This window comes from Pedobacter caeni, assembly GCF_900129215.1.
Classification (GTDB): Bacteria; Bacteroidota; Bacteroidia; order Sphingobacteriales; family Sphingobacteriaceae; genus Pedobacter; species Pedobacter caeni.
The window spans coordinates 1,372,483-1,393,845 of sequence record NZ_FQUQ01000001.1 but is presented as its reverse complement, the minus strand read 5'-3'; the positions used below and the strand labels follow the sequence as shown (position 1 = coordinate 1,393,845).

The following is a 21,363-nucleotide window of genomic DNA, read 5'->3' as shown; positions in this document are numbered from 1 at the left end:
TTTAATGAATTTAATAATGTTCAATCTTTCTTTCCAACAAGCTTTCATATACTGCCTGTTTCATTTTACTCAATTCTTTCTGATGATCAAAAAATGGAGTCTTATTTTCTTCTAATACTTCAATCATTTCGAAGCTGAACAGATCTTCCCCCAAAGTAGTCCAATCATATTGGAATTCGGTATTTTCAAATTGTCCGTTTTTCAATATAAACTTGGTTCTATTGATCCAGGCCTCTGCATTAAGGGTAGGTTTTAAAAATGTTTTTCCATTTTGACTATTTCTTATCGCAAGAATCCCCATCACTGCTTTTTTGTTTTCAAATTCTTCCCTGTATTTCTTTTTTGCCTGTTTATCCATTGTATTATTTTAATTAAACTTTGAAATCAAATCATTTAAAACATCCATCAGCATGCTGTGATTCTTCTTTTTCAATGATGAAAAAATTTCTTCGGCAACTTCTTCTGCGGTTATTTTAGCCTCTTCATAAATCCGTTCACCAACTTTGGTCAATACAACATAGCTCACCCGCGCATCCCTGGTATTGGATTGGCGATCAACTAAACCTGTTTTCTCCATCGGAGCAAGTAACCTTGTAATTCCAGATGCGGTAATACCCATTCTAACTGCCAAATCAATTCTTCGACATTGGTTGTTGGGGCTGTTTTTCAGAAGATAAAGTATGATGAAATCACTCAGACCCAGACCATGGATATTCAGCTTATCAAATTTTTTTGAAAGAATCGATTGAGTTTTTATGAGAGACAAAGCTGAATTTAAATTTTCACTAATCATTGAAAAGTACTTGAGTTGTTAAGTTTCTACAAACATAGTTTTTTTTATTTTGATACAAAATATATATTGTGATTTTGTTTAAGTATGAGAAGGTAATGGTTTTATTTAGAGCATTCAACATGCTTAAAATCAATATCTTTGATCTCATTTTAAAATTGATAATGGTAATTCCAAAATAATCTCTTTACTTCAAATCGTGTGCTTTGAATACCTTTAGCGGGGAGTCCTCAATGATGCTAACCAGTAAAATAGTAAGTTTTAATTTTCAGATCCTTACATAGCCTTCGTTCCTCAGTTGGCTTTGATGCTTAAGGTCTACAAGATGTCCCATTAAGCAACCTGTTCATTAGTTGATGGCGTCGGATTCGGTGAGTAGGACGGATCTTTAAAACTACTCACCGAATCGCTCAATTTTATATGCGAATCGCTGGAGGTTTTGGTACCCCCTTAAAAAATAAAAACCCTGCAAACATACTGTTTGCAGGGTTTTTATAAGTTTTGATTCTAAATCTGGTGATCCCGCTGGGATTCGAACCCAGGACCACTACATTAAAAGTGTAATGCTCTACCAGCTGAGCTACGGAATCATTCTCTTTTTATAACTGAAGAGGCCGCGAAGTTATCATTTTTTGTTTGATTTCCATATTTATTTTGAAAAAAATAAGTTAAAAAAGATGCTCTCGATCAATTAATCGGAGTTTTAGAAATCAAGCGCCAAGATTGTCAGTGCGTTAGCTTATTTTGGTGGAATTGCATGGATTGATAATATATGCCCACAAAACATGTTTGTCTGTCAATTATAACCGTCTGTCTGCATTAAGTTCCGGATCGTCTACTTAATTTTTTGCAATATGTGATTCAGTTATTTTAGTGTAAATAAGAAAAATCATGAAAAGACTACTCCCAATCTATGCTGCTGTATTCATCTTTACTGCAGCGTTTGGATTTACTCCTGCCAGTTGTGCTGTTTATTTCCAGCTGGAACCTTTTGTTTCAAAAGACGTTAAAAAACCGGTAGAAAGGGTCAGAATTATGGCCAATAAGCTATTGGAAGTTTCTAAAATACCAGGACTTTCCATTGCGGTAAGTCAAAAGGGTAAAATTGTTTATGCCGAGGGATTTGGTTATTCAGATGTGGCAAAGAAAATCCCTGTGAATCCGGAGACACAATTCAGAACGGCTTCCTGTGCCAAAGTGATCACCATCACTGCACTGGGAAAATTGCTGCAGGAGGGTAAATTGGATTTGAATGCCGTTATCGATAAATACCTGCCCAACCTGCCGCCCAGCTATCGCACAATTACCCCGCTTCAACTGGCCGGCCATCTGTCGGGTTTGCCACACTATGCCGATGATGATAAAATTGAGAATCGTTTCTACAATTCAACAGAAGAGGCTTTAAAAGTGTTTTCGCATCAGAAACTATTAAGCCCTCCAGGGACTAAATATAGCTATTCTACTCATGGATTTACGGTATTATCTGCTTTAATGGAAAAAGTCTCTGGTATGGCTTTTCTGGATTACCTGAACAAAGACCTGCTGAAGCCATTAAACATGAAAAATACCGGACCGGACCTTAGAAAACATCAGAGCTATACCAATCTGGCCAGGCTTTATGATTTTAAAGATCATCAACTGATAGAAGAACGCAATCCTGAAGATGTTAGCTATAAGTGGGCTGGGGGTGGATTGATCAGCACGCCATCAGACCTGGTAAAATTGACCTTTGCCTACACCAATGGGTTTTTAAAAAAGGAAACTGTTCAGCAAATGTTCAAACCGCAACATTTGTTGTCCGGAGAAATCGTACAGATTGGCATTGGATGGAGAATTAGTAAGGATATTTATGGAAGAAATGTGATAGAACATGCGGGGGGGATGGAAGGGGCCAGGACGGTGGTTTGTATGTTCCCTGATCAGGAAACGGCGATTTCATTGATGGTGAATGCTTCCTGGGCGAGCTCAATAGAAGAAACCGCACATTTATTCGCTCAGCTTTTCATGGACGATCAGGAGGTCAATAAAGTTAAAGACATAGAGACTGAGGTTAACACCAGCAGCACGCTGGATGGGAAAACGGTTAATGGGACTGCTCAACTGAAATTTAAAGGAAATATCGGCAATCTGATGCTTGCAGATGGCAAGCATTATACCATAGTTCCATTAAACCGGACAAATGTATATGGCTTAATAAGCACACAGGGCATATATTATCTGGAAATGAAGTCAGTAAATCAGCAGGTGACTGCAAAAGCGATTGCCTACGGTTCTCAGCTAAAAGACAGCGCGATAGACAAAGCCCCTTTTTTACAGTTCACCTTCGCGGGCAGCCTTTAATTTTTCTTTGGTACAAGAGAAAGAATAATAAATGAACTGAATTTTAAGAGACTGGAGAAGAATTGGGAAATGTAAAGTATATTCAACTGGTTCGCTTTCTGATTTAAAGCCGCCACAATAGGGAATATGGTAAGAATAGTCGCCAATAGGATGACCCATTTGATCCAGTCTTTTCCAATAAAGGCAAAATACCCAAAAGTGAGGAACATTAAAGATACTTCTGCAAGAGTAACCATGTCGAAATCCGGATTTGTTCCTTTTTGAATAAATCCATTAATCAGATCAACGGCTATTGCGGCAAAAATTAAATAGGCTGCGGGTTTATAATTTGGGTGTATCTGATCGTCCATTATTGATAAAAAGTTGCAATGTACCATTTAACTATTAAATGCTTACCTATCTTTATGGTGGAGAATCGCATTTGTTTATAGCGATTGGAAAGACCGTACACCATGACAGAATTGGAACAACTTGTTTATCAGTACCAGACCAGTTCAGATGAAGAGGATAAAGCCGACCTTATCGGTGCTGAATTTGAGTTTTTAGATGACTACCACAAATGGGAATTCCTGTTGCCACTATTAAAAGAGGAGCAGATTTATGACCTCATAAAGGTGAACATTTACAAAATCATTGAAGTTGCTGATTTTAAAGGCCTCGATCTGATCGTTATAAAAGATGATATTTTAGCTTGCTTAAAGGCGGAGCAGGATGAATTGGTCAGAGAATATGGCTTTATTGCGCTAACCTGGAACTTCAGTAATTTTCATGATGTGATTGACTTTTGTGTGGAAACAGTTGCAAACGAAGAGGAGGAAGAGAACATCAGACATTGTGCGTTTTCCGTAATTACAAAATCAAAAGATTTGAAAAAGATACATTCCTTACGCGATCAACTTTTAAATATAAAGGGCTTTTCGAAGTATACCACGAGGTTTTTTAATGATCTGGACAATGCCGGACTAAGCGGATAGCAAAAATTAACTATTGATTGTACGCTACTGACATAACATTAAACGATTTTAGCATATCTCTGATTATTTCATCCAAAGCATTTAGATTTATTTCTGAATCACACAAATAAATGAAAAAAATCACCTTATCCTGTATCCTGTTGTTCAGCACAGCAACATCCATCTTCGCTCAGGAGTCGAAACCCTATGAAGGTGTTCCCGGTTGGGAAGAATCCAAAGACCAGCGTATGAAATGGTTTAGGGAGGCCCGCTTTGGCCTCTTTGTCCACTGGGGCCTATACAGTGCAGCCGGTGGCTCCTGGAATGGCAAGGTCTATCCTCAGCATTACGCCGAGTGGATAGAAACCTGGGCCAATGTTCCAAGTAAGGAATATAGCGAAACGCTAAAGCCAAAGTTCACCGCGGCAAAGTTCAAACCGGAAGAATGGGCAGCATTGGCCAAAGAAGCAGGTATGAAATATATGGTGATTACCTCCAGACATCATGAAGGATTCAGCATCTTTAACAGTAAAGCTCCGTATTCATTGAACAATCCGGTAACGGGTGGAACAAATATCTCTCCGAAAGGAAGAGACTTATATGGGGAAACAGTTGCTGCTTTCAAAAAAGCAGGTTTAAAAACGGGTGCCTATTATTCCCTGCTGGATTGGCAGCATCCGGATTCTTACCATACTTTCAAAAACAATCCCCGTGTGCCGGGAACTCAGCCTAATCATGAGGTGTATAAGAATTACCTGTACGATCAGATCAAAGAACTGGCAACTAATTATGGTAAAATGGATGTGCTATGGTTAGACTTTAGTGCCAAAAATAATCAGGGCGAAGCATGGGGCACCAAACGTATCCTCACAGACCTGATCAAATGGCAGCCAGGCATCATCGTGAACAATCGCTTCTGGGAAGGCCTGGAAAATAAAAACGGAGATATTGGCACACCTGAAAAATATGTTCCGCCAGCAGGTTTACCTGGGATGGATTGGGAGGTGAGCCATACGATGAATGAAAGTTATGGCTATAGCGCTCATGATCAAAACTGGAAATCTTATGATAAAATGATGAACCTGTTCCTGGAGACGGTAAGTAAAGGAGGAAACTTCTTATTAAATATCGGTCCGGATGGAGAGGGACAGATCCCTGAACAAGGTGTAAAGATTTTGAAGGAAATCGGAACATGGATGAAAGTGAACAATGAATCTGTATATGGGACTACAGCAAGCCCATTTCCCTCACTGGATTGGGGATATGCGACCCAGAAACCAGGAAAATTATACTTACAAGTCTTTAATCCCCCCGCAAATGGAGTGCTGGACGTGCCACTGTCCAGCGCCATTGGCAAAGCTTATATTTTAGGATATAAGGGCAAACCTTTAGTGGTTAAAACAAATGCTGGTGGAAAGGCCATTCAGCTGCCTGCTGATTTCTCCGGCCCCAAACCAATGGTCGTAGTTACAGAAATCAAAGGTATTCCTGCTGTGATCGCCAATAAAGTGAGTTCATTGAAGGATGGAAGTATTTTACTGACAGCAAATAATGCGAAACTAAGCGGTAAGATGAAGCTGAAAGGCGCATCGACTCACGACCCAAACAGACCAAATACCATCGCTTCATGGACGGATAAAAATGATCATGCCTACTGGGATTTAAAGATTCAGAAACCGGGAAAATATAAAGTGCTGATTAATTATTTCGCCGCTGCGGATGCAGGAGGAACGCTTCTTTTTACACTTGAAAATAATACCCTTAACTATGGCTTCCCATCAGAAAACAATGGTGGTTTTAAAGAAGTCGAAGCTGGTGTGATTGAGGTTTCCCAGCAGGCAATAGGAGCAGCGTCTCTACGACTGGAACTTAAAGCAACGGGGATCAATGGTAAATTTATGCCAGAGATCAGCAGCATTACACTGAAGCCAATCTAAGGGCTAAACGTAGAAAGTCCGGCATGCTTTAATGGAATTCCCTCAGGAAGTTAAACACTTTTTGAGGGAATTTTTATATTTAGCTGTATCTCCTGGGTTTAAAAGTAGTTCTTAAATAAGCAGAAGCTCCAAGAACAGGCAAATAAAACAATGTTTATTAGTAGTTTTGCGCGCAAAGAACAGATTATGGAAGCGAGCGAACTAAGAATCGGGAATTATACAATGGATCACGGCCATCCGGAACAAATACCTTATGGGTCTGATATTGATTCTGCCGGATTGATGGAGCCGATTCTGTTGACAGAAGAATGGATAATTAAGTTCGGCTTTGAACGCTTCGAGTTTGAATATGAAGAGGGACTTGAAACCACTTATGTATTAGAAAAATCAAATGGTCATCAGTTCGTGTTGAGTGATAGTTTTCAACCTATGGATGGTGAAATTGCTATGCTCGACTATAAATTACAATACGTTCACCAGATCCAGAACCTCTATTTTGCGCTTACCGCCACTGAATTAACTATCGGTTCATAAACAAATCATCGTATTCAATCGTTATTGGATTGGCTGCTAAAACAAAGCACCTTAAAATCCAATATGCATTCAATAGACTGGACTAAATTTTTTATAGGCGAAGAAGACTGGACTTTTCTTTTGGAAATAGGCCTGCGTACAGTGGTGATGTATTTTATTATACTGATCGGGCTGAGGCTTTTAGGAAAACGTGGTTTAAGACAGCTCTCTGTCTTTGAGCTAGTGGTGATCATTAGCCTTGGCTCCGCTGCCGGTGACCCCATGTTCTACAAGGAAATCGGCTTACTGTTTCCAATTGTCATATTCGGCATTATTGTGGCCGCCTATCGGCTTACCACTTACCTGATGGCCAAAAGCAGGAAGTTTGATGACCTGGTGGAAGGTAAATGTGTCTATTTTATTATTGATGGTGAGTTCTCTATCAATGGCTTTAATAAAGAAAACCTGGCACAGGATGAATTCTTCTCTGAACTTCGTCAACAAAGCGTATCTCATCTCGGACAGGTCGAAACTGCGATACTGGAGACTTCAGGCAATTTAAGTATATTCTATTATCCTGATGAAAAGGTAAAGTACGGATTACCGATTCTTCCCACGCTCTTTGAACAAGCAACTGAAAAGGTGAGGGAGGCTGGAAAATATGCCTGCTCACATTGTGGGAACGTGTTGGATATAAGTCCTGTGAAAGAACGTAAATGCGGTAAATGCGGGCATAAGAAATGGGTTGCAGCAATAAATGCCCGCAGGATCAGATAAAGACCTGAATCAATTCCTTTTTACCTGCCAATTGCTATTGCTGCTACTGGTCTTGCCTGCTGACCCTGCTGAGCAGTACGCGGAGTGGTGTTGCACTTTCCTAGCATGGTATAAATCAATACAAATATAATGATCGTCGACAGGCATCCTCCGCCCAGTTTTTTGGCACCCCATGCCGCGATAATTCCTCTGAAAAAATTGTTCATATTGACGTATTAAAGGTCATTTCTTCAATGATTAGTTTGGTGTATAACATCCCTGATCATCAATTAGTTTTGATACCCGATAAATGATGGCTTTATACTCAGGATCATCAGCTGTTTTTAGAGAAGATAAATTCGCAATTGCCCCTTTTAATTGTCCTGATTGCACTCCCGGAATTTAATTTGTTCTATTTATCTTAGTATAAGCAAACCAACAATGTGAGTACCAGCAAGATTTAGTCACCTAAAAACCAGAAAACATGGCAGAATTAAGTCCTTACCTGTCTTTTGCAGATAATTGCGAAGCAGCATTTAACTTTTATAAATCCGTATTTGGAGGAGAATTCCTTACCCTGATGAGGTTTGGCGATGTTCCCGGAGAATACAAACCCGCAGAAAATGAAAGCCAAAAAGTAATGCATGTGGCCTTACCTATAGGAAAGAACACCGTTTTAATGGGAAGTGATACGCCTGGCACTGTGGCAGCCCCTATAACTGGAAGTAATTTTTCAATCACGATCGCTCCTGAAAGTAAAGAAGAAGCAAAACGTTTATTCGAAGGGCTTTCAGCAGGAGGCACAGTTACAATGCCTTTGAGTAAAACCTTCTGGGCAGAAAGCTTTGGAATGTTTACAGATAAATTCGGAGTCAACTGGATGGTCAACTTTCAATAAACTCTTGAAGGAAAGACAGAGCGCAATTCTGTCTTTCCTTTTTATTAGAATGTAATTTTATCATGTATCTTGCCTTAAAATATAAAATACTGAATCTTTGATGGGCTCAAAACATGAGAAAAATTGCCAATGTCATTTTACTATTTACCTGTCTTTTATTTAGTTATTGCAGCCCCACAGAGGCTTACCACGGATATGTTTATGATGGCCTGACGAGGGAACCTTTGACAAAGGTATTGGTTAAGGAGCGGTTACCGGCAAATGCTAAATTTACATATACTGATGCAAAAGGCTATTTTAGGATAGAAAATAAGAAACAATCTTTTACAGATCTGATTTTTTCGCTCGATAAATACAGAATAGATACTCTTCCTTCAATTTGGTCGCAACATGGCGAAAAGTTGAAATATACTTTTCTGAATCATACACCCGATACCGTATTTTTGATGCTTAAAGACAGCCTCTGATCATGAAACAACGGCTTGATTACAAATTATTCATTCATTCCAATGGGAAGATGGTTCGCCTTTCTTTTTGTATCATCATGCTGTTGTTTACGGCTTACAGCCCGGTAATTGCACAAAAGAAAGTCACAAAAGGTAAATATTTTCTTGCTGTAAACTTTTCCATTCCTTTTGAAGTTTTAGTAAACGATCTCGTCCTGGTTAAAGGGGGAGTAGATGGTCTTGCTGCTGCGGAAAATCTGGATGCTTTTTTGACGACTGATGGCAGGCAGAAAATTAAAATACGTGTTTTTGCCCCCAACATGGAGAAAGGAGGGGTAATCTCTCCCAAACTTTTAAAATCCCTGAAAGGAGCTGTTTATCAACGTGATTCGTCCAAAGAGAAGTTGTTGTTGTCTCTGGATTTTTCAGGCCAGCAAACTGCAAGACCATCTTTTGAACAGGAGTGGACATTCGATCATCATTCGGAATTGAATTATGGAAGCCTGAAAAACGCCGTAAATCTGAACCGCATGGATAAGCAGGAATTGCAGAAAATGGTATTGTCCCGATTCAATGAGTTAAGAGCCATCTTAAATGCTGGTGATGGGACCACTTTTATGAAAATAATAGATAAGGCAAAGCATGATCTGTTTGCTGCCGAAAGAATGTCCGTTGCGGAGCAAAAAGCCTATAATGAAAACCTGATGGGTTATTTTGATGCACATAAAGGCATCATGCCTGAAATTAAAAATTATCAGCTTCGGATCATGGGAAATGGGAAAGCGGTAACTCTGGAAAATGCCACAGCCCCGAAAGGCCTGGGGGTGTTGACTGCTGAAGATAAAAAAGACAATTCCCGCTATCAGAATTACTTCATTTTGCAATTGCCTCAGCATGGAAAACAATTTGAGGTGTTTAAATATAGTCTCTCTTATACTGGTCTGGATTAATTGATCAGATTGCTGTTTGAAAAATTTATTCCGGAAATGAGAGGCCGTAGACGCTAAGTAGACTCCTGTATATCTTGATTCCTGTGCGTATTGGCTATTTTTGGTGTACATCAACCAACAAAGTTCAATATGGAAACGATCCCTGCAAAGACCTTTCAGATCAACATCAACCCTCCCTTTAAGCATACTCAAACGATGTGGGAATGCATTAGAGCGGAACATAACTATGGGGATTACGGAGATGATGATATTGCAACGATCACTGTTGCACTTTACGAAAACAAGTACTATGACAAGTTCAAAGGAAAAGATTTTGAAGAATGTTTCTATAATTGTTGCAAGGAGCGAAGGGGAGAGCTGGAAATTATTGAAGATAAAACCATAACAGTTGCCGGAGGTAGCAGTTATATCCGGATGGCAAAGTCGTCTTACGGGTATTTCTACTATTTTGGAGTATTAAAAATCAGCGAGGCCTACAGCTATGATTTTGTAGGAGACTGTGAAGCAGGTCAGTATAAAAAGTACATTCCCTTGTTCGAAGAAACATGGAAAAGCCTTCAGTATTTTGGTGGTCAGGTTACAGCGATGGAGGAACAGAATAAAGGACTGGATGCCTTGTTTAAGACTGCAGCTCTTGCTCCCCTGGAAACGGAAGAAGAGCAAAACGCTGAAATTCCTGAAATCAAAGATTTTCAGATTCCTGCAGATCAGCAGGAGGAGTTTAAGATCGATCATGTCTCATTTGATTTCCTGGAAGGTTCCAGTTGTTCCATCCATAGTACAGGAAACACCGGCGATCAGCTCAGTCTTTATCTCCAGGCGGCCATCCCGAATTATCAAAAATATGGTCATATCCTGAACGATTACGATGATGGTGTGGTGTACTTTCGTTTCGACCTCAGAGATATTTATCAGAAAGGGATTCCTACTGGTAAGTTCTCTATAGAAAAGGACCGGGAGGAGCGAAACATGGTTTCTTTATGGAAAGGTGGCTTTCATTATAGCCTCTCTCTTTTTGGAGAACTTACCCTAAAGGAGGGTTGGGTAGGTTTCAATGGCTATTTCAGGGATTTTATGGAAACAAAAGTATATGCGGTAAGTTTGGCAAAGAAGATCAGCCTGGCTGATTTGAAATGGGAACATTATCGGTTCAGCTCTCTGACCGAAGCCAGTACTGCAGCTCCTCAAACGGTCCGTCACCTGCAATTAAATAATCTGGCTGCCAGTAAATTGCCAGACGAAATTTTCAATTATACCCAGTTGGAATCCTTAAATATATTTTACGATAATGGCTTTTCAGGGTTGCGCCTGGAGGAAATTCCTGCTGATATTTATCGGCTGGGTAAATTGAAAGATTTATCTTTCTACTGGATAGATCTGGTGAAGGTTATTCCGGAAGAAATAGGAGCGCTCAAAGCGCTTCGTTCCCTTGGTATCGTAGGAAGTCAGGCAAAGACATTGCCTTCCATGGCCTTAGAACTTCCTGACCTCGAATTTTGCACTTTATCAAATAACCAGCTGGAAGCAATTCCCGACCAGCTTCCTTCAAGCCTGAAGTCTCTGTATCTTCAAAAAAATCAATTGAAAGCATTGCCTGCATCGCTGGTCAGTTTGTCTAAGCTAAGATGGCTGAATATAACCGATAATCCCTTTGAGTCCTTGCCCTCAGGAATAGAATACATCGAGTACCTGGAGCTGGAACTGGAGAAAAAGCAGGCATTGCTTGACTATGAATACAAAGGTGCCGACGGACTTGGAACCATTTCATTTGACAATGAATGCTTTTCTGCAATGACATCAAGGGACTTAAAATACAACTTAAGCCATTCGATTGCAGAAGCTGAGCTTGAGGAATATAAAAAAGGTTTGGAGCTGCTGGCGCTATGGTCTGTAGCGCTCGAAACCACTAAACCTGATGATTACAGCAGGAAGGGAAACTGCAGGTTTGGAGGACTCCCGGATCTCCCTAAAGATATGGCTTATCCCACCTTTACTACTTATCACAACGATGTATTGGGGTATCAGTTTATTGCGCAGTTAAATTGTGAGGAACTGAGCACTTTTCAGTCCTTTTTGCCCCGCAAGGGAATACTTTATTTCTTTATCACAGATCAGGAGGACTTCAGTGCAAAGGTGATTTATGCCGAAACGGAACTGTCTGACTTGCAATCCGCAAAAGATCTGGATGTAAATGAAGACTTCATTTATGATGATCATGGGATCTTTCATCCATTTATGGTTAAAGCGGATAAATACGCAGGTATGCCTTCATTCTATAGTGATGAGCATTTATATCATGGAGATGCAGAGAATTTAACAGACCTGGAAGAGGGTGATTATGACCTGATCGACAAATTCAGGTCAGGTTTACATCCGGATCAGGTTAAACCGGTGCATAGCATCAATAGCTATGTTTTCAAGCAACACGGTTCGCCTCAGATAGAAGCGGCCAGTAAATTAAAAGGTCAACCCCAGGATTATATGGTGTTGCTTAGGGTAAGCTCAGATCAGAATCCCGGTTTTTGCTTTTGGGATTCAGGAGAAATTTACTTCGTTATTCATAAAAGTGATCTCGCAAAAGCAGATTTCTCTAATATCTTTTGTAGCTTGGAAACCAGTTAATTAATCGTCAGAATTATGGCTGTGATCGCATTCCAGGTCATCGGAGTACTCATTTTTATCCTGGCTACTTTTGCCTGTGGAAGAGCAATCAGAAGAAAACCAGATTTAGAATTTGCAAAATTACCCATCAGAGTAGTTCATTTCTGCTATTGGTTTTTCCTTGTTCTGCCAGCCGGAATCAGCTTTTTAACCCCCGGACTTTTACATTTGGATGAAACACTGGGATTGATTTCCTTGCGGGATGATCTGTTTTTATGGATCCCGGGAAGTTTATTTCTGCTCATTGGATCCTATTATTGTATGGCTTCTACCTTCTTATTGTCTAAAATTGGCCGCGGAGCAATGGCATTTAAATTTTCCAGAAACGTCGTAATCAGGGGAGTATATGATCAGGTGCGGAACCCAATGGCACTGGGATATTACCTCATGTTATTGGGCCTGGGACTGCTTGCTCAGTCTACTTATTTTTTTCTCTTCAGTCTGATCATGGTTATTCCCGCACATCTCTTTTATATCAAATATTTTGAGGAATTTGAGGTAGAATTAAGGCTTGGAGCACCTTATCTCCAATATAAGAAAAACACCCCCTTTCTCATCCCCCGATTTCTTAACACGGGAAAAACTCAGCAATAAAAAACGTCTATTGATGCTCTGATACCTTGTTGTACTGCCAAAGCACATTTATGATTTTCCATTCCCCATTTGTCTTCACGATGTGCATATAGTCAATCCATTCATCTGCAATCAGCTTAACGGAGGCTGTCAAGGCCGATATATCCAGTAATTTTATGTCCTTTCTTGGTGTTTTTGGGAACTTATCTCCGGCAGTATTATAGCTTTCTGCAAGAATCACCAGGTTCTCGGCCGAAAACTCAGAAATGTAATCCCTTTTTGTTTTTTTATTTTTGAATACCGACCTTTTAACTACGCGTGGATGTAGGGCATCGTCCATTTGCTTTGGATTAGGGTTGTGCTGAGACTCAATATAAGCAAGTGCAACCCTCTTGATGTCAAGTGAATCCTGAGCGGTCTGGCCCTGAACTTTTAAAGAACCAAGAACGATAAATAAGATAAATAATGGGATTAATTTCATAAATGAGGTGGTTTTTTCAGTGCTTTGTTACTTTAGATAAATGCTGCTTCTTATTTAAATAAATATAGACAATGCTTTTACCTTTTTTATATATCATGCAGTATTGTTTGTAGTTTTTTCCCGCACTGGCTTTTTACTTGTAGTGTTTTTGGATTATCTTAGAGCTATATATTTATTCGGGCGATCAAAACATGCTATTTTGAAATTTATATCTCTAAAACCTAATATTCATACCTTAAACAGGTCATAGAACTGAACAGTTTAAGACAAAATTACTCAGGAACAATTCACTCAGAAACAAAATCACCCAGATGTTATTTAAGATCGAACACCTGCAAGGCATAAAATCCGGAGCTATTGCTCTGGCCTTCCGTAAATGGAACAAGTTGGCCGCGAAAGAAGGCAGTCTAATGAAAACTGCTGTGGGAATCATAGAAGTGCTGGAGGTCTCCAGAGTCGAATTGTTAGAAATAACGGAACAGGAAGCCCAAATGGCCGGCTTTTCAAACCTCAATTTGTTGATAGATTTGCTGAATAAGGTAACTTCCGGCGATATTTATCGCATCCGGTTGAGCTATAAATCAGAAGATCCCCGTCTGGAATTAAGAGAAAACACCCTGCTTGATAAAACGGAATTTGACCTGCTAAAAGCCAAAGTAGAAAAGCTGGATAAATTCAGTAAACAGGGAGACTGGACACTTCAAATATTAAATGCGATAAAAAACAATCCGAAGCTCAGGGCTGCCGACCTGGCATTACTGACCGGTAAAGAAAAGGACTGGCTTAAATTGAATGTGCGAAAGCTTAAAAATCTGGGTTTAACCATTAGTTTTGAACCTGGCTATACACTTTCTCCTCTGGGCGAACATTATTTAAATAACTTGTAGTATCAATTGATAAAGATAATGATGGAAAAATTAACGAAAGAACAGCTGATCGGCCTGGTGGAAAGGATCCAGAATGGAGAAGGGGATACCGAAGCGGAAAATGATGAATTGATTGATGTCTTTATGGATAACGTGCCGGATCCTGATGCTGTAAATTATATTTTTGAGCTGGAACATCAGGACCTGACACCAGCACAGATTGTAGATAAAGCATTGGCATACCGTCCAATTCAACTCTGATTTTTATGAAAATAGAATTTTTACCATCTGATCTTAATTTCTGCATCTACCTCCTGATGAGCTATCCCTTTGCCTCCGATCATGAAACGGAAAGTATGTTAGATGAGTTCATATCAGATCACTATCAAATGCCTGATCAGGAATGGCAAACAGAGCTCACCGGTGAAGCTAAGCACCACAATGGAAATGATGCACAAGACTGGAATGGCACAACTTTACAGCTGGAGATCAATGAAGCGGTTACTTTATTTGTAGAATACCATCCTTATGAAACGATCTTTTTCTTTAATGAGGTCTATTTAGGGAATACAGGCGGGCATTTCCGTCTTTCCTTATTAAAGTGGACCGAGTTTTTGCAGATCATCGAAAATCGCGAAAGTTCCGGCTTGCTGTTTTTCCTGTTGCTTACTTTAGTGGTGGGAGCCGCAGATGAAAAGGAAATGATTAGAAATGAAATTGAACAGCGTTTGAAAATTACGGCATTTAAAGCAGAACATCATCCCATAATAGCCATGTATTTAAGCAATCATGTCGTATTTGATGAAGATGATGCTGAAATGTTTTTCGAAGATCCTAAACTCGGGACATGCTGCAAGCGCAACCATTCCGAAAGAAATCCTAAAAATAATGAAGAGGAGATCATCATGGTGAATGAGGTGATCAAACTCGCCATGAGACCATCATAACCCTAAAATCTAAACCTATGAAAACTTTAATCAGCTTATTGATCCTGTTTCCATTCCTGTTTGCTCAGACCAATACCGACCTCCATTTTCTGGAGGGCACCTGGAAAGCAGAAAATAAAGAAAGCTATGAAAGCTGGAAAAGAACAGGGGATGATCAATTGAAAGGTAATTCTTACAAAATTAAAGCAGGTAAAAAGATCATCACAGAAGAGTTGCAGATCAGACACCTGAACAACAAAGTGGTTTATCAGGCCAGGGTGCTGAACCAGAACAATGCACAGGTGATTGAATTTGAGCTGAATAAAAACCTCAAAAACAAATATTCTTTTGAAAATTCAGACCATGATTTTCCTAAAAAGATCCAGTACACAAAACTAAATGACACCACAATCTTTGTGGAAGTCCTGGGAGAGAACGATAAAGGTTATGCTTATAAAATGGGAAAACTGAAATAATGACTGCTAAAACAAATACTTATACTTTACGGGAAAATAGTACCGGTAAGATTTTTAACCTTTCTCTGAATGACAAGGTATTGATTTCCACGCAGGGTAAACCTGATAAACTAAAAACCACGGAGAAAGCGTTTCCTTCAGTAGAAGAAGCATCCCGACAAGCGCTGAAAAAAGCCTGGGAGTTGCTGAAAAAAGGATACGTCCTCAAAAATGACCAGCCTGCAGCTGGCGAAGCGGGCTTACATTATTTCGTTGGCTCTGGTTATACCGGAAGCCTGGCTTTTGAACATACACCAGATGGGATTTATGTATACAAGCATGGTCATTTCAATAATCCAACAGATCAGCAGGATTTCATGGTACGCATCGATACGGAAGGAAACCTGTTGGAAACGATACTACTCCCTAAAATCCTGGCCTGGGACATGCAGTATAGCCCCATTTCAAACCTGTTGCTCCTGGATCTTGACCACTATATTTTTGAATATACCCTTTCCGGCAAAACATTCCGGCAACTGATCAAAGGAGAGAACGGCCGGACCAGTTTCATTTCCATCCGGGGAGGAAAAACGGCATTTGCCACCCGGGAGACACTTTTCCTGACTGACCCTCAAAACAACGTATTACTGGAACAGGAATACACGATCGAGACGATCATGGGAAGTATACCCTTTTGTGCCCGGTTGTCAAAAAGCGGGGAGCAGATGGCCTTTTACCATAAAGAAGGAGAAATAGAACTCATCAGCAGCAAGGATGGACAAATCATCCGTAAAATCACCGGTGATTTCGAGAGGGTTGATCAGATGGAATTCGCTCATGAGGATCAGCTATTGATAATCAGAGCGTTATATGGTAGCCGCGGGCTCCGTTACTTTGACCTGAGCACAGGCCAGGAGCAGGCTTTTGAAAGTCTGGAAATACCAGAATACAGCAAAGAGGTCAAAGCTTTCTGTTTGAATAACGATCAGTCCAGATTGGTACTCCTACAGAGAACCAGGGCTTATGTCTACGATTTTAAACAGAAAAAACTCCTGTATAGTTTTGCGATAGACCACTGTGTGAAAACAGCTAAAATCAAATTTATAGGAGATCTTCTTGGTGTCAGAACAGATTACGGATGTTTTAGCTTATACGCTATTTAACCCAAGCGCTACCAAACTCAGTTCCCCGGATTTTCTTATAATATTTGCTTGATTTACTCCTTATTTTTTTAATTGAGATAAACAATAAGGAATAATTGACAGGTTAAATTATATATTTGGTATAAATAAGCAAAATACCATGTCTATGAATTTTCGCCTTGATTTAAAAAGTATGAACTTTTCTGTAAAGGAGCGTCTTTGGATGAGCCTGATCTTACTGGTTTTGATCGGTTCCGGTTGCAGAAGGGTGGTCAGGGAAGAAAAGGTAGGGGAGTCTGTAGAGGAAACAGTTATTTCGGAAGCAGATGATAAGGCAGAAATGAAGAAGGTCATGGGCCTGAAACTCCCTCACAGGACAATTACAATTGACAAACAGTATCAGCTCAGGATCCCCGATTATTATAATTTTAAGCTTGAAAAGGAAGCGCCGGAAAACTACGGAGAGGATAAGCTTGGCAAACTGGAGCTGGCAAAAGTAAAGGACAGTATCCGGGTGATTACATTGGCAAGTACCTTTTCTAAAGCACTGAGATTATATGATCAGACGATATTGATCATTCCCGAAACGGATGCTAAATTAATAACCCTGGACGACATAAAATCAAGTTACGAAGATCTTGAAACGGTTTATTTCCAGGATGAAAATAGTATTGTTTTTGATGAGGATAATAACTTCGTGGCCATTCATCTGGAATATGATCAGGCGAATAAAAGTTATATTTATTACAGGGCCGAAATGAGCTGGACCCATGAGTTGCCAAAAGACCAAAAAGTAAACCTCTTTTATCATCTGATCAGGAACGCTAAAAATTTAACCAGCAAAAGCGCGGACAATGTGAAGTTCAGTTCATGGGAGGATTATGTACGCAACCTACCTGTACTTGAGGTTAATATGGCGGTCGGGGTGTTTAAAAAATTAGGAAAAGAGCTTAAATTCTTCTTAGACGAAGGGGAGAGTGTTTTCCCAAATGCCGATCATGTAGACCATACTTTTGTGGAATTATTCCGGCTTGACGCGCCTCAGCGACTGCATTTTCAAAAACAGATGGATGGGGTTAAAGTAAATAAGGTAAGTGAATTCAGTAACGATTATGAGCAGCGGAATGTGATCGACGTAAACAACAAAGCGCTCTTTACAATAAGACAAGATGGACTTTGTTATATTATTGGCTCAAGGAGCATGCTAAGAGAAGGCCGTTTTGGCCCCCATTCCGTACAAATTGTTTGCCCCATAGACTATAACAATAAAAGCTTTGTGCTAAAAAGTAAGATAGATGATATCGGGGATACCGAATCCGATCTGTTTGTGAAAATGTTCAGCTATTTTGCTAAGCACCACACTTTATCCATTAAATCGAAATAAGAACCACCTAAAAATAAACTCATGTTTAAATATTATATAGTTCCCTGTTTGTTGCTTTTAGCGCTTGCTTCCTGCAATCCGGTAGGAGAGAATATCATTGAGCTTCCTTTGCAGGCGGGGGAAATCTCATCGGCCGAGAATATTGACTTGAAAAAAGGAGATAAGGTGGTGATCTGGTCAAAATTAACGCTGAATGATGATGAGGTATTACCGGATTTTAAGGTCCGGGTCAATGTAGAAAATGAAGGAAAATCTGTATGGTCAGATAGTTTAAAAGTGCTTAAAGGCAGGCATGCCATCAATTCGGAGCGCAGCACCGAAGCTTATGAGGTATTGGGTGGAGGGGATTCAGACGGTGTGGAAAAAGATTCGACGGCCTACTATTCAAAACGTACATTCGAATTGGACAATGCTGATTTTATTGTGCCAAAGGATGGCAAATATAATTTTGATTTTAAACTGAAGCTGGACATTAACAGTCATAATAAAGGATTCTCCATCATATTGAGAAAACTATAAAGCAGGTATCCCTACCCGCCCTTTGATGTTAGTTGAATTTTTCAATATGCTGCTCAAAAGCTTCTTCATCTTTTTCCTCGAAATACTCCGTATAGAAAGATTTGTGAAGAATATAATGGACCACATAAGAAAGCATGAACATGGCTATACTTCCCAGCCATAAAAAAAGAGAGAATACCTTTTCCATAAAAAAGAAAACGAGGCCTTTTGTAAAATTAAAGAAATCGGTAACATCTTGGTAGTAAAGGAATAAGATGATGATGAACGGCACGATTAAGGTGCTGATTTTATACCTGCTCAGCAAAACAACTGCAACAATAAATACTGGTATCTTGTAGAGTACAGCAGCCTGACGGTATCCCTCAGGATCTCCATAATATTTATAAAGGATATAAAGGGTTAACAGAACCGAATAGATGATCAAATGAATATACCGCTTTCTTTTTAGATGCTGAATGTAAGTGCCGATTGGCAGGACACTCTTTTTTACAAAAAGCAGGGTAAAAAGAGAGATCAGATTTAAAACAGGTATGATTGATATTGCATTTAAAACCCCTAAATATTTTTGTAAGGTGTAGTTTCTGTATTGAAGCAGAATGGCAAAAAATCTTCCACTGATCAGCAATATCATCAGATAGGATAAAATATAGGTGATGGTGGTTGGTTTTGAGGACGAGGAAGAAAACGATATGGAAAATATGGAAGCACCCATATCTATAATGCTGAGCAAGAAGATCGTGTAACTGATCATAAAACCCCATTTAAAGAACTGATTTGAAATGGGCTGAACTTCAATCGGGGAGAATAACTTTTTAACAGCATAAATCCGGTTGGAAAGATACATGAAAGCGATCAGGGCACCAATGGATTTAAAGGTAATCAGCAGGAAGATGATAGAAACGATAATGTCTTTAACATATAAGGATTCGGTGCCAATCCTTCCAATATAACTGTATAGTGTATTGGGGTCAGAACTTACTCCATAACTGAAAACCATCACACTTAAGAACGGTACAATCAGACCTTTCAGTCTGGAGACTCCTTCCGGTCTCCCTTCAGATGTATAGTAAAAGACGGCAAAACAGATGAGCGGAATAAAAAAGGTGATAAACCTGATCACACTATAAATGTTGGGACTATTGTCTATGGGAAAATGGTAATCAATAAAGAGGGACCAATCTGCCTGGAAAATATAATAGGGCATAAAGAGGAGTTGTAAAATCAGCCCTTTAGCAATCAATTTATTCCTGTAAAAATACCAGGCAAAAAGCAGACTTTGCAGGAACCAGTTGGAGCTATACCATAGGTAAGTATAAAAAGTATTGTCCGGTCCGTAGCCGTTTACAAAATAATTGCTGATTTGAAGAAATGCAACGATGATTCCTAATACCCAAATATAGCGGAGGGCTTTTTCTTGTTTATCACTAAAGAGCAAAATCATAATAATTAAATTTGGTTTTCAGGTTTAAAACAAGTTCCCGGTTTAAACAAATATATTAAAGTTTTACAATCTGCATGATGTTATGTAAGATAAACACGTTATTTAAATGAAAAAGGTTTGAATTTAGCGTAATTTCATATCGCTTTGCTGATCCTTGCGGTAGTAGGAGGCATGGCAGTGTTCCGGGATTTAAGGAACCATTAGAATCTTCCCGGTACTTTTTCTTCCCTCCATCAGGTCATGGGCTTGCTTACCCTCCGAAAGCCTGAAAATTGTTGGTGGAGAGACCTTTATTTTTCCGGAAATGATCCATTCAAAAAAGTGGGCTGACCTTTTTATCCTTTCCGCTCTGGACGTAAGGTAATTCCACAAATCACCTCCGGTAATTGTTTTAGAATGTGCGATGATCCATAATGGATTGCCCAGTTCCAGTTTGCCACCAGCCAGGCCAAAGAGAACGATTTTACCCCGGACTTTTGTGACGGCAATACTCCCTTCCATGGTGGTTCCTATACTTTCATATACCACATCCACACCATCCGGACAGATCTCTGAAACTTTTGTTTTCCAGTCTTCATCATATAGAAATACAGCATCTGCACCTAAGGAGAGTGCCACTTCTTTCTTTTCGCCGGAAGAGGTCAGACCAATTACTGTAGCGCCCAGCATTTTACAGACCTGAATGAGCAATTGTCCAACACCACCTGCTGCTGCATGAATAAGAACCGTTTCGCCAGGTTTTATCTGATGACTATCGGCGGTAAGATAATGAGCGGTCAGGCCTTGCAGCATAATAGAAGCCGCAGTTTCAAAGCTGATTTCATCAGGTAGGGGAATCAGATGCTCCATTGGGACTGCAACCAATTCTGCATTGGCTGATGGAACATCGGCAAAAGCAACCCTGTCGCCAACTTTAAACTCAGGATGATGGTGGTTATCCTTTACAATTCCTGCGCCCTCAAAGCCATTGATGTAAGGCGCATTGCCGTTCATCGGATAGGTTCCGTTCCTTCGCATAAGATCGGCAAAATTCAGCCCTATGGCCTTCATTTCTACCAGTATCTCTCCTTTTTTTAATTCAGGGGCGCTGATTTCTTTATATTCAAGTACATCGGAACTTCCGAATGCTGATAATGTTAATGCTTTCATGGTATAGGGATTTAAAGTAATTTAAGAAAATGCTGCTGAACCTATTTAGGTTCTCTGATTCTTTACCATAAAACTACATATGTATTAAACCTTAAAATTGTACAATTCAGAACAGATGGATATATCAGACCAAACCCGTCTATAGAAAGTCGGATTTCGGATTGAAAAGGGTTTTGCTAAAAC

The 21,363-nt window shown here is 39.7% G+C and carries 24 protein-coding genes and 1 tRNA gene; 17 read left to right on the top strand and 8 right to left on the bottom strand.

What is annotated here, in order from left to right; translation table 11 throughout:
* Positions 1–10 precede the first annotated feature (10 nt).
* The 3 genes from BUC20_RS05915 to BUC20_RS05905 all read right to left on the bottom strand — a co-directional run bounded on the left by BUC20_RS05915 (position 11) and on the right by BUC20_RS05905 (position 1,380).
* Positions 11–358, bottom strand: a complete 348-nt coding sequence (locus tag BUC20_RS05915) for a GIY-YIG nuclease family protein (RefSeq protein ID WP_073228615.1) — start codon at positions 356–358, stop codon at positions 11–13.
* Between the two features lie 9 nt (positions 359–367).
* Complete coding sequence (locus BUC20_RS05910; protein ID WP_073228613.1) at positions 368–793, bottom strand: MarR family winged helix-turn-helix transcriptional regulator; 426 nt, start codon at positions 791–793, stop codon at positions 368–370.
* 511 nt (positions 794–1,304) lie between these two features.
* Positions 1,305–1,380 (bottom strand) — tRNA-Lys (locus tag BUC20_RS05905).
* Between the two features lie 301 nt (positions 1,381–1,681).
* On the opposite strand from BUC20_RS05905, the gene BUC20_RS05900 reads away from it, so the two are divergent.
* Entirely contained in the window at positions 1,682–3,130 is a 1,449-nt protein-coding gene (locus tag BUC20_RS05900) for a serine hydrolase domain-containing protein (RefSeq protein WP_073228610.1), read from the top strand.
* Here the strand turns inward: BUC20_RS05900 and BUC20_RS05895 are convergent.
* The gene (locus tag BUC20_RS05895) at positions 3,127–3,480 is read right to left on the bottom strand and encodes a hypothetical protein (protein ID WP_073228607.1); all 354 of its coding nucleotides are present in this window, start codon (positions 3,478–3,480) and stop codon (positions 3,127–3,129) included. The genes BUC20_RS05900 and BUC20_RS05895 overlap by 4 nt on opposite strands.
* Before the next feature lie 102 nt (positions 3,481–3,582).
* Here BUC20_RS05895 and BUC20_RS05890 point away from each other — a divergent pair, with 102 nt between their 5' ends.
* The 4 genes from BUC20_RS05890 (at position 3,583) to BUC20_RS05875 (ending at position 7,310) form a co-directional block, all read left to right on the top strand.
* Complete coding sequence (locus BUC20_RS05890) at positions 3,583–4,104, top strand: hypothetical protein (RefSeq protein ID WP_073228605.1); 522 nt, start codon at positions 3,583–3,585, stop codon at positions 4,102–4,104.
* A 110-nt stretch (positions 4,105–4,214) separates the two neighbouring features.
* Complete coding sequence (locus BUC20_RS05885) at positions 4,215–6,020, top strand: alpha-L-fucosidase (RefSeq protein ID WP_073228603.1); 1,806 nt, start codon at positions 4,215–4,217, stop codon at positions 6,018–6,020.
* A gap of 186 nt (positions 6,021–6,206) precedes the next feature.
* Positions 6,207–6,554, top strand: coding sequence for a hypothetical protein (locus BUC20_RS05880; RefSeq protein ID WP_143166709.1), 348 nt, complete (start codon positions 6,207–6,209; stop codon positions 6,552–6,554).
* A 63-nt stretch (positions 6,555–6,617) separates the two neighbouring features.
* On the top strand, positions 6,618–7,310 hold the full coding sequence (locus BUC20_RS05875) for a DUF421 domain-containing protein (RefSeq protein WP_073228597.1): 693 nt from the start codon (positions 6,618–6,620) through the stop codon (positions 7,308–7,310).
* A 20-nt stretch (positions 7,311–7,330) separates the two neighbouring features.
* Here BUC20_RS05875 and BUC20_RS05870 read toward each other — a convergent pair whose 3' ends face one another.
* Positions 7,331–7,516 (bottom strand): hypothetical protein, encoded by a 186-nt coding sequence (locus tag BUC20_RS05870; RefSeq protein ID WP_073228594.1) that lies wholly within the window; start codon positions 7,514–7,516, stop codon positions 7,331–7,333.
* A gap of 257 nt (positions 7,517–7,773) precedes the next feature.
* Between BUC20_RS05870 and BUC20_RS05865 the strand changes: the two genes are divergently transcribed.
* From BUC20_RS05865 to BUC20_RS05845, 5 genes are all read left to right on the top strand, one after another.
* Complete coding sequence (locus BUC20_RS05865; protein ID WP_073228592.1) at positions 7,774–8,187, top strand: VOC family protein; 414 nt, start codon at positions 7,774–7,776, stop codon at positions 8,185–8,187.
* Positions 8,188–8,300: 113 nt separating this feature from the next.
* Positions 8,301–8,654, top strand: a complete 354-nt coding sequence (locus BUC20_RS05860) for a peptidase associated/transthyretin-like domain-containing protein (protein ID WP_073228588.1) — start codon at positions 8,301–8,303, stop codon at positions 8,652–8,654.
* A gap of 2 nt (positions 8,655–8,656) precedes the next feature.
* On the top strand, positions 8,657–9,583 hold the full coding sequence (locus tag BUC20_RS05855; protein ID WP_073228586.1) for a hypothetical protein: 927 nt from the start codon (positions 8,657–8,659) through the stop codon (positions 9,581–9,583).
* A gap of 129 nt (positions 9,584–9,712) precedes the next feature.
* The gene (locus BUC20_RS05850) at positions 9,713–12,205 is read left to right on the top strand and encodes a DUF1963 domain-containing protein (protein ID WP_073228583.1); all 2,493 of its coding nucleotides are present in this window, start codon (positions 9,713–9,715) and stop codon (positions 12,203–12,205) included.
* Between the two features lie 15 nt (positions 12,206–12,220).
* Positions 12,221–12,838, top strand: a complete 618-nt coding sequence (locus BUC20_RS05845) for a methyltransferase (RefSeq protein WP_073228580.1) — start codon at positions 12,221–12,223, stop codon at positions 12,836–12,838.
* Between the two features lie 7 nt (positions 12,839–12,845).
* Here BUC20_RS05845 and BUC20_RS05840 read toward each other — a convergent pair whose 3' ends face one another.
* Positions 12,846–13,298 carry a nuclear transport factor 2 family protein gene (locus BUC20_RS05840; RefSeq protein ID WP_073228577.1) on the bottom strand — a complete coding sequence of 151 codons (453 nt, stop codon included), beginning with the start codon at positions 13,296–13,298 and terminating at the stop codon, positions 12,846–12,848.
* Positions 13,299–13,609: 311 nt separating this feature from the next.
* On the opposite strand from BUC20_RS05840, the gene BUC20_RS05835 reads away from it, so the two are divergent.
* From BUC20_RS05835 to BUC20_RS05805, 7 genes are all read left to right on the top strand, one after another.
* Positions 13,610–14,185, top strand: coding sequence for a hypothetical protein (locus tag BUC20_RS05835; protein ID WP_073228574.1), 576 nt, complete (start codon positions 13,610–13,612; stop codon positions 14,183–14,185).
* Between the two features lie 18 nt (positions 14,186–14,203).
* On the top strand, positions 14,204–14,425 hold the full coding sequence (locus BUC20_RS05830; RefSeq protein WP_073228571.1) for a bacteriocin immunity protein: 222 nt from the start codon (positions 14,204–14,206) through the stop codon (positions 14,423–14,425).
* 5 nt (positions 14,426–14,430) lie between these two features.
* A complete protein-coding gene (locus BUC20_RS05825) occupies positions 14,431–15,111 on the top strand; it encodes an Imm19 family immunity protein (protein ID WP_073228568.1) in 681 nt (226 codons plus the stop codon).
* 17 nt (positions 15,112–15,128) lie between these two features.
* Positions 15,129–15,566: a DUF6265 family protein gene (locus BUC20_RS05820; RefSeq protein ID WP_073228565.1), complete on the top strand. Its 438-nt coding sequence runs from the start codon at positions 15,129–15,131 to the stop codon at positions 15,564–15,566.
* On the top strand, positions 15,566–16,708 hold the full coding sequence (locus tag BUC20_RS05815) for a WD40 repeat domain-containing protein (RefSeq protein ID WP_073228562.1): 1,143 nt from the start codon (positions 15,566–15,568) through the stop codon (positions 16,706–16,708). The genes BUC20_RS05820 and BUC20_RS05815 overlap by 1 nt, the downstream gene beginning before the upstream one ends.
* Positions 16,709–16,853: 145 nt before the next feature.
* A complete protein-coding gene (locus BUC20_RS05810) occupies positions 16,854–18,071 on the top strand; it encodes a hypothetical protein (RefSeq protein WP_073228559.1) in 1,218 nt (405 codons plus the stop codon).
* Between the two features lie 21 nt (positions 18,072–18,092).
* Complete coding sequence (locus tag BUC20_RS05805) at positions 18,093–18,590, top strand: hypothetical protein (RefSeq protein WP_073228555.1); 498 nt, start codon at positions 18,093–18,095, stop codon at positions 18,588–18,590.
* A gap of 28 nt (positions 18,591–18,618) precedes the next feature.
* On the opposite strand, the gene BUC20_RS05800 is transcribed toward BUC20_RS05805, so the two are convergent.
* Together BUC20_RS05800 and BUC20_RS05795 are read right to left on the bottom strand one after the other, a co-directional pair.
* Positions 18,619–20,031, bottom strand: a complete 1,413-nt coding sequence (locus BUC20_RS05800) for a hypothetical protein (RefSeq protein WP_073228552.1) — start codon at positions 20,029–20,031, stop codon at positions 18,619–18,621.
* A gap of 189 nt (positions 20,032–20,220) precedes the next feature.
* Positions 20,221–21,180, bottom strand: coding sequence for a quinone oxidoreductase family protein (locus BUC20_RS05795; protein ID WP_073228550.1), 960 nt, complete (start codon positions 21,178–21,180; stop codon positions 20,221–20,223).
* Positions 21,181–21,363: the final 183 nt, after the last annotated feature.